At 66.6% G+C, this 8,604-nt stretch carries 7 protein-coding genes; 5 read left to right on the forward strand and 2 right to left on the reverse strand.

What is annotated here, in order from left to right:
* Positions 1-13: 13 nt before the first annotated feature.
* Together D4765_RS10065 and D4765_RS10070 are read right to left on the reverse strand one after the other, a co-directional pair.
* A complete protein-coding gene (locus tag D4765_RS10065) occupies positions 14-1,168 on the reverse strand; it encodes a YeiH family protein (RefSeq protein ID WP_237280360.1) in 1,155 nt (384 codons plus the stop codon).
* Positions 1,126-2,766, reverse strand: coding sequence for a dolichyl-phosphate-mannose--protein mannosyltransferase (locus D4765_RS10070; RefSeq protein WP_136642170.1), 1,641 nt, complete (start codon positions 2,764-2,766; stop codon positions 1,126-1,128). The genes D4765_RS10065 and D4765_RS10070 overlap by 43 nt, the downstream gene beginning before the upstream one ends.
* A 112-nt stretch (positions 2,767-2,878) precedes the next feature.
* Here D4765_RS10070 and rsmI point away from each other — a divergent pair, with 112 nt between their 5' ends.
* The 5 genes from rsmI to D4765_RS10095 all read left to right on the forward strand — a co-directional run bounded on the left by rsmI (position 2,879) and on the right by D4765_RS10095 (position 8,273).
* Complete coding sequence (gene rsmI / locus D4765_RS10075; RefSeq protein ID WP_136642171.1) at positions 2,879-3,748, forward strand: 16S rRNA (cytidine(1402)-2'-O)-methyltransferase; 870 nt, start codon at positions 2,879-2,881, stop codon at positions 3,746-3,748.
* 41 nt (positions 3,749-3,789) lie between these two features.
* Entirely contained in the window at positions 3,790-5,376 is a 1,587-nt protein-coding gene (gene metG / locus D4765_RS10080; RefSeq protein ID WP_136642172.1) for a methionine--tRNA ligase, read from the forward strand.
* Positions 5,377-5,385: 9 nt separating this feature from the next.
* Positions 5,386-6,303, forward strand: coding sequence for a TatD family hydrolase (locus D4765_RS10085; RefSeq protein WP_136642173.1), 918 nt, complete (start codon positions 5,386-5,388; stop codon positions 6,301-6,303).
* A 146-nt stretch (positions 6,304-6,449) separates the two neighbouring features.
* Positions 6,450-7,286, forward strand: a complete 837-nt coding sequence (rsmA, locus tag D4765_RS10090; protein WP_237280365.1) for a 16S rRNA (adenine(1518)-N(6)/adenine(1519)-N(6))-dimethyltransferase RsmA — start codon at positions 6,450-6,452, stop codon at positions 7,284-7,286.
* 51 nt (positions 7,287-7,337) lie between these two features.
* Positions 7,338-8,273, forward strand: a complete 936-nt coding sequence (locus D4765_RS10095) for a 4-(cytidine 5'-diphospho)-2-C-methyl-D-erythritol kinase (protein ID WP_136642175.1) — start codon at positions 7,338-7,340, stop codon at positions 8,271-8,273.
* Positions 8,274-8,604: the final 331 nt, after the last annotated feature.

Here is an 8,604-nt window from a genome sequence, read left to right on the forward strand (position 1 = left end):
CTGCCGAACGCTGTCACGTGAGAATCGCGACGGCGCCGAGAGAGAGCACCGCGATCAGGGCCCACGACGCGAGCCCCACAATCAGGGCGCGCCAACCGGTACGTGCCAGTGCGGCGAACCGGATGTTCGAACCGAGTGCGAAGAGTGCCATCGCGAGCAGCGCGGTCTGAAGCATGTCGGCGACCGAGAGCAGCTCGCCGGGCAACGGAACCACCGTGCGCACGACGACCGCGGCCAGAAAGCCGGCGATGAAGAGGGGCACGATGGCCGGGCGCTTGGCGCTCGTGCCCGAGCCGCTGCGCTTGATCTCGGCTGTGTTGCCGGCGCCCGCACGGAGTTCCCGCGCGTCGCGCGCACGCTCGACGAGCCCGACGATCGCCACCATGGGGGCGAGGGTCAGCACCCGGGTCAGCTTGACGACCACGGCAACGGCGAGCGCGGCCGGCCCGGCGATCTGAGCGGTTGCGACGACCTGACCCACGTCGTGCACGCTGAGCCCCACCCACATGCCGAACTGCTGCTCGTCGAGGCCGAGGGGCAGGCGCAGCACCGGCAGGATGAAGATGGCCAGTGTGCCGCACAGCGTGACGAGTGCGATCGGGGTGGCCTGGTCTTCGTCTTTGCTGCGGGTCACTGCGCTCATCGCGCCGACAGCCGATGCGCCGCAGATGGAGAACCCGGCGGCGATGAGAATGGGCTGGGTTCCCGGCAGGCGGAGCAATTTGCCGAGCCCGAGCGTCGCACTGAAGGTGATCCCCACGATGAGAACGATCACGATGATAGTGGGCCAGCCGAGCCCGGCAATATCGAACAGCGAGAGCTTCAGCCCGAGCAGCACAATGCCGATGCGCAGCAGCCGACGTGCGGCGAGCGCGATGCCCGGCTTCAGAACGGTGTCGAGCAGACGCTGGCTTGCAGGGATCTGCCCGGCGATCATTCCGAGCCCCACTGCAGCGGTCAGGAGCGGCACGGCGGGCACCAGCGAATGGATGCCCAGCGCCACCAGCGCGGCCACCCCCGCCACGACGACTCCGGCCCCCCACCGCGGCCACCACGTCGGCGTCAATCGGGAGCCGCTGCCACCTGCCGAACCTCCACCAGTGCTGCCAGTGCCGGCTCCGCCTTCTACCGCCATGACGGCAGCCAGTAGTGCAGGGTCAGAAGCCACCCGGGGATGGGCTGGGCCGTCCAGACCGGCCAGAAGAACACCGAGACCGCCACCGTGAGCAGAAGGTAGGCGCCCACCACCCACAGCGCGAGCACCCGTTTTCGACGGGCATCCGTTCTCGCGCCCAGGGCCAGCCCGATGACGAACGTCAGCCCCAGGATCATGTACGGCTCGAAGGCGATTGTGTAGAACTGGAAGATGGTGCGGTTCGCGTACATCAACCACGGCAGGTAACCGGCAACCATGCCCATGAGAATGAGCCCGACCTGCCACTCACGCTTACGAATGAGTCGGTAGACGAGGTAGAACAGGGCAGCCGTTGCAGCCCACCAGATGGCCGCGTTGCCCACCGAGGTGATGTTCGCGTAGCAGGTCTGTTCGCCGCAGCCGCCGGTGCCGTCGGTTGTCGTGTTCACGTACATCTGGGTGGGCCGAATCATGAACAGCCACGTGAAGGGGTTCGCTGCGTAGGGGTGCGGTGAATGTTCGTTCACATTGAAGTTGTAGACCGACACCTGGAAGTGCCAGAAGTTCTGGATGGTCAGTGGAACCCACGACAGCGAACCGGTCCACTCGGTGCCGCTCGTCTGGGCCCACGTTCGGTAGTACCCACCGGCCGTGGTGAACCAACCCACCCAGGTGGCCAGGTAGCTCGCCAGAAACAGCGGAACCATCACCAGAAAGGTCGCCGGGCCCTGCTTGAGGATGGCCGCACTGATCCAGAACGGAAGCCCCACGCGGCGGCGGGCGAGCGCGTCGACGAGCAGCGAATACACGGCGAACGCAACGAGAAAGTACAGCCCCGACCATTTCACGGCGCTGGCCAGACCGAAAGCCAGAGCAGCAGCCATCAGCCACGGGCGCCACCAGAACGTGGGCCCCCACGACGCTGTGAGCCCCTCTCGCTCGCGTCTGTCCACCCAGGCCGCCAGTCGCCGGGCATGCCATTCCCGATCGAGTAGCATCGCCCCGAAGCCCAGCAGCATGAAGAGCATCAGTATGCCGTCGAGAATGCCGATACGGGCCATCACGATGGCGTGCCCGTCGATGGCGAACAGAAACCCCGCGATGGTGCCGAGCAGTGTCGACTTGAAGAGTTTGGTGCCGATCATCGCGATCAGCAGCACAGCCAGAATGCCGCACACCGCGACCGAGATGCGCCAGCCGAAGCTGTTCTCTGCCCCGAACACCGAGAGGCCGAGCGCCATGATCCATTTACCGAGCGGCGGATGCACCACATACGACCCGACGTTCGTGAACTGGTTCACGTCGCCCGCGTTGAACGCGGTGTCTGCGTTGGCGGGCCAGCTGCCCTCGTAGCCCAGGTGAAGCAGCGACCACGCGTCTTTCACGTAGAAGGTCTCGTCGAACACGAGGCTGTGCGGGTCGCCGAGGTTCCAGAGCCGGAGGATGGCGGCGAGCAGGGTCACTGCGAGCGGGCCGCCCCATCGCCACGCGCTCTGGCGGCCAGGGGTGCTGAGCAACCGACCCCACCAGGCGTCGAGGCGGCTGCCGACGGGCTCGCGAACGTGCGCCGGGGCGTCTTCGGGCACAGGCGTGGGGGGTTCAGAGTCGGTCGTGAGGCTCACCCGCCCCATGCTACTGAAGGTGCCCGCCGCCGCCGTTCCCCGTGCCGGTTTCTGTGGATAACTCCAGTTTTGCGTGGAGGGTAGCGAGAGCATCCGGTGCCATATCGGGCAGACTGGGGGCATGATCATCCTCGCGGCGACGCCCATCGGCAATCTGAAGGATGCCTCGGTGCGGCTGATCGAGACCCTTGAAGCCGCTGAGGTCGTCGCGGCCGAAGACACGCGCGTCACGGCCAAGCTGCTGCGCGCGCTCAATGTGAGCAACAGGCCCCGGCTCATCGCGCTGCACGACCACAACGAACGCGAGAAGGCGGCAGAGCTCGTGGAGCTCGCCCGCAGCACCGATCTGGTCGTTCTGAGCGACGCAGGCATGCCCACCGTTTCTGATCCGGGGTTTCATCTCGTGCAGGCCGCGGTGGCGGGCGGGGTGGATGTCACGATCATTCCGGGCCCGTCAGCGGTCGTCTCGGCGCTCGCTGTATCGGGTCTGCCCACCGACCGTTTTACATTCGAGGGGTTTCTGCCGAGAAAGCAGGGCGATCGGCTGTCGACGCTCGGTGATCTGGTGCGCGAGCGGCGCACGATGGTGTTCTTCGAGTCGCCGAACCGGCTGGCCGCGTCACTGGCCGACATCGCCTCGGTGCTCGGCGACGACCGGCTCGTCGCGGTCTGCCGCGAACTCACCAAGCTCTATGAAGAGGTGAAACGCGGGGGAGCAGCCTCGCTCGTATCGTGGGCCGAGGCCGGAGTCAAAGGCGAGATCGTGCTGGTTGTCGCGGGCGCCGCGGCCCTCGAGGTCACACTCGCAACGGGCGTTGCGCAGGTTCTCGAGCTGGTCTCCGACGGCCAGCGGCTGAAAGATGCGGCGGCTGCGATCGCCGACGCGACGGGGCTCAGCAAGCGCGACCTCTACGAAGCGGCGCTGCAGTCGCGGGCATCCACTACTCCTGCACAGGCGGCAGCGCACCTGAGCTTTCCACCACGGCCGTAACAGGGCCGGGCGCCCGGCCCCCGCAGCTTAGGATGTTGCTTATGTCTGACGGCTCTTCGTTCTATATCACCACCCCCATCTTCTATGTCAACGACGTGCCCCACATCGGCCACGCGTACACCGAGGTCGCCTCTGACGTGCTCGCGCGCTGGCACCGCCAGGCCGGCGACCCCACCTGGTTTCTGACCGGAACAGACGAGCACGGCCAGAAGATCCTCCGCACGGCCACGGCCAACGGTGTCACGCCCAAAGAGTGGGCTGACCGCCTGGTCGAGACCGCCTGGCAGCCGCTCTTGCAGACCATCGACATCTCGAACGACGATTTCATCAGAACGACGGATGCCCGTCACGAGGTCAACGTTCAGCTGTTTCTCCAACGCCTGTTCGACGCCGGCTACATCTATACGGGCGACTACGAAGGTGCGTACTGTGTGGGCTGCGAGGAGTACAAGCAGCCGGGTGACCTGATCGACGGCACAGGCCCCTACGAGGGCCAGCAGGTCTGCGCCATCCACTCGATTCCGGTCGAGCTGCTGCAGGAGCGCAACTATTTCTTTCGCATGAGCGACTTCACCCAGCCGCTGCTCGACCTGTACGAGTCGAACCCCGACTTCATTCAGCCCGAGAGCGTTCGCAACGAGATCATCGCCTTCGTGAAGCGCGGGCTCACCGACCTCTCCATCAGCCGCCAGAGTTTCGACTGGGGTGTGAAGGTGCCGTGGGACGACTCGCACGTCGTCTACGTCTGGTTCGACGCCCTGCTGAACTACATCACCGCGGCCGGCTACGGCTACGACGACGAGAAGTTCGCGCGGCTGTGGCCCGCCACCCACATCGTGGGCAAAGACATCGCCCGCTTCCACGCGGTCATCTGGCCGGCCATGCTGATGGCCGCCGGCATCGAGGTGCCCAAGCAGGTCTTCGGCCACGGCTGGCTCCTGGTGGGCGGTGAGAAGATGTCGAAGTCGAAGCTCACCGGTATCGCGCCGAACCAGATCACCGACACCTTCGGTTCTGACGCGTTCCGGTACTACTTCATGAGCGCCATCAACTTCGGCCAAGACGGCTCGTTCAGCTGGGAAGACCTGTCGGCCCGGTACCAGGCCGAGCTTGCCAACGGTTTTGGCAACCTCGCCTCGCGCGTGGTTGCCATGGTCACGCGGTACTTCGACGGCGTCATTCCTGACCCCGGCGAGTCTGAGGCGGCCGACGAGCGCGTGCGCACCATCGAGCGCCGGGTGGTCGACGACGCCGATGCGGCGATCGAGCGGCTGGCCATCCACGAGGCCCTGTCGTCGATCTGGGAGCTCGTCGACGAGCTGAACGGGTACATCACGGCGCAAGAACCGTGGGCGCTGGCGAAGAAACCAGAGCTGCTCGACCGACTGCAGACGGTGCTGTTCACGGCAGTTCGCGGGGTCGGTACGCTCGCCGTGCTGTTGTCACCGGTGATCCCCGAGGCGACCGGCACGCTCTGGCAGGCTCTGGGTGGTGTGGGTGAGATCACCGACGTGCCGTTGCGCACGGCGTACCACTGGGAGACCGACGGCAAGGTGTGGCCGCTTGAGCCGCTCTTTCCGCGCATCGAGAACATCGAGGGCTCTGGCGGCCCGGCGGCCCGTGAGTAGGCTCGAAGCATGACCGACGGCTCGCCCACCATACGCAAGCGCGAGCCGTCGGCCGGGCGCGACCTCACGTATCCGCCGCTGCCCCAGGCGCTGACCGTTCCGGTGTACGACAACCACACGCACCTCGAGGTGCAAGACGGCGATGATTCGCTGTCGTACCGCGAACACCTCGACCGGGCATCCAGTGTCGGCGTGCGCGGCGTGGTACAGGTGGGCGGCGACGTCGAAACCTCGCGCTGGTCGGCCGAGCAGGCACTTCGTGAGCCGCGGATGCTCGCCGCCGTCGCGCTGCACCCGAACGAAGCTCCCGTCTACGACGAGGCCGGCACGCTCGACGACGCGCTCGCCGTGATCGCCGAGCTGGCGACGCGACCCCGGGTCGCGGCCATCGGGGAGACCGGGCTCGACTTCTTTCGCACGTCGGGCGAGAAGGCGCTCGCGGCGCAGTACCGGTCGTTCGAGGCGCACATCGAGATGGCGAAAGAGAACAACCTCGCCATGCAGATTCACGACCGCGACGCACACAGCGAGGTCATCGCCACGCTGAAACGCGTCGGGGCACCCGAGCGCACTGTGTTCCATTGCTTCTCAGGAGACGCCGAGCTGGCCCGCGTCTGCGCCGAGAACGGCTGGTACATGTCGTTCGCCGGCACGGTGACGTTCAAGAACGCCGACAACCTGCGCGAAGCCCTCGCCGTCGCGCCGCGAAACCTGCTGCTGGTCGAGACCGATGCGCCTTTCCTGACGCCGGTGCCGCACCGGGGGCGGCCGAATGCGCCGTACTTGATTCCGTACACGCTGCGTGCGATGGCCGAGTACCTGGGCACCGATGCCTCGATGCTCGCGGCGCAGATCACGTCGAACACCGAGCTCGTCTACGGCTCGTGGAACGCCGAACCCGTCGTGCTGCCGAGCTACACCGACTGAGTCGCCGCCGATGCCCTGTTCTCCTGCTGCCAGATTTGCCAGACCCGCAAGACTTGCCAGACCCGCCAGACCCGACCCGAAAGAACCCTGTGACCGACCCTAAGGCCGCCCTCCTCGGCCCCGCCGAGATTCGCGACCTCGCCGAAATGCTCAACCTCACGCCCACCAAGAAGCTCGGCCAGAACTTCGTCATCGACGGCAACTCGGTGCGGCGCATCGTGCGCATCGCCGGCGTGCAACCAGGCGAGACCGTGGTCGAAGTGGGCCCGGGTCTCGGGTCACTGACCCTGGGCATCCTCGAGGTCGGGGCAGAGGTCATCGCCGTCGAAATCGACAAACGTCTCGCCGAGCAGCTGCCCCTCACCGTGAGCATGCTGCAGCCGGATGCCCGGCTCACCGTCATTCGCGACGACGCCCTTCGCATCCTGTCGCTGCCCGGTGCCCCCACGCGCCTGGTCGCGAACCTGCCGTACAACGTCTCGGTGCCCGTGCTGCTGCACTTTCTCGAGCACTTCTGGAGCATCCTCTCCGGCGTCGTCATGGTTCAGGCCGAGGTGGGGCACCGCATCGCGGCCGAACCCGGTTCGAAGGTCTACGGCAGCCCGAGCGTGAAGGCTGCATGGTATGGCGAGTGGCGAACGGCCGGCAACGTGAGCCGGCAGGTGTTCTGGCCGGTGCCGAACGTCGACTCAGTGCTGGTCGCCTTCGAGCGCTCGCGCACGAGCCTGGCCAGCGAAGAACTGCGGTTGTTGACGTTCGAACTGGTCGACGCGGCCTTCCAACAGCGGCGCAAGATGCTTCGGCAGTCGCTCTCCGTCGTGTTCGGTACCTCGAAGACGGCCAGCGAGATGATCGAGTCGGCGGGGCTCGATCCGACCGTTCGCGGCGAGCAGCTCACGGTTCACGACTTTCTCGCGATAGCGGTGGTACGACAGGCAGCACTGCGGCTCGGGCCCGATGCGGGGGAGCGGGCATCCGCCTAGCACACGGGTCGGCACGAAACGAGAAGTCGCTGGCTGAGCTAGGTTGAATGCATGACGATGAACGCGGGCTCCAAAGCGGTTCATGTCAGGGCACCTGGCAAGATCAACGTGTTTCTCAAGGTCGGTGCCGTCATGGACGACGGGTATCACGATGTGGCGACCGCCTATCAGGCCGTATCGCTCTATGAAGATGTGCGCGCGTACGCGGCCGACGACTTCTCGGTGACCTTCAGCGGCAGCATCGACACCTCGACCCTCAGCACCGACGGGTCGAACCTCGCCATTCGCGCGGCGCGCATGCTCGCGCACAAAGCTGGGTTTCGCGGCGGGGTGAGACTCGAAATCTCGAAGAACGTTCCCATCGCGGGTGGCATGGGCGGCGGATCGGCGGATGCTGCAGCCACCCTTCTGGCCTGCGACACGCTCTGGGGCACCGACCTCGGGCGCGAAGAGCTGCTCGGGCTTGCGGCCCGGCTCGGGGCCGACGTTCCCTTCGCGTTCACCGGCGGCACCGCCATCGGCACGGGGCGTGGAGACCAGCTCAGCCCGGCGCTCGCGAAGGGCCAGTTCCAGTGGGTGCTGGCGCTCGCCGAGTTCGGGTCGAGCACGCCAGAGGTGTACCGCGAGCTCGACCGGCACCGCGACCGGCACGCGCAAGACATCTTTCCCGCCCAACACCAGCCGTCAGTCGACGCGGATGTTCTGCAGGCTCTCCGCGCGGGCGATCCCCACATGCTGGCCGAGTCTCTGCACAACGATCTGCAGGCCCCCGCCCTGCACCTGGCGCCGCAACTCGGGCACGTGCTCGAGATCGGCGAGGCGAACGGTGCGCTCGCGGGAATCGTCTCCGGCTCCGGCCCCACCGTCGCCTTCCTGGCCGCCGACCTCGACGGCGCCCTCGAACTGCAGATCGCCCTCAGCGCGGCCCGCCACACCGTCGTGCGCGTCTCCGGCCCCGTGCACGGCGCCCGCCTCATCGGCGACTGAGCCCCCCGGCCCCCGCCCCGTAGCCCTCTCGTTTCATCGTGGAGTCGATTTTCGCCCCAAAATCCGAGTTATGGGGCGGAAAACGACTCCACGAGGTGGGTGGGGGTGGGGGCGGGGGAAGTGGGTGGCGGTTCAGGCGAGGGCGGTCAGCGTTTTGGTGGTGCCGTTCCAGTCGGGCTCGGGGCCGGTCGGCAGCAGCGCCGAGTACTGGCCCTTCCAGCTGACCGGGCTCCTCATCTGTATTGCGATCACACTCGCCCTCGTTCTGCCTCGTGAGCGCGCAACTCGAATACGCTCTGAGCTCGAGGGTGATCATCGAGCAGGCAAAGGG

This window comes from Subtercola vilae (assembly GCF_004923255.1).
Lineage (GTDB): Bacteria > Actinomycetota > Actinomycetes > Actinomycetales > Microbacteriaceae > Subtercola > Subtercola vilae.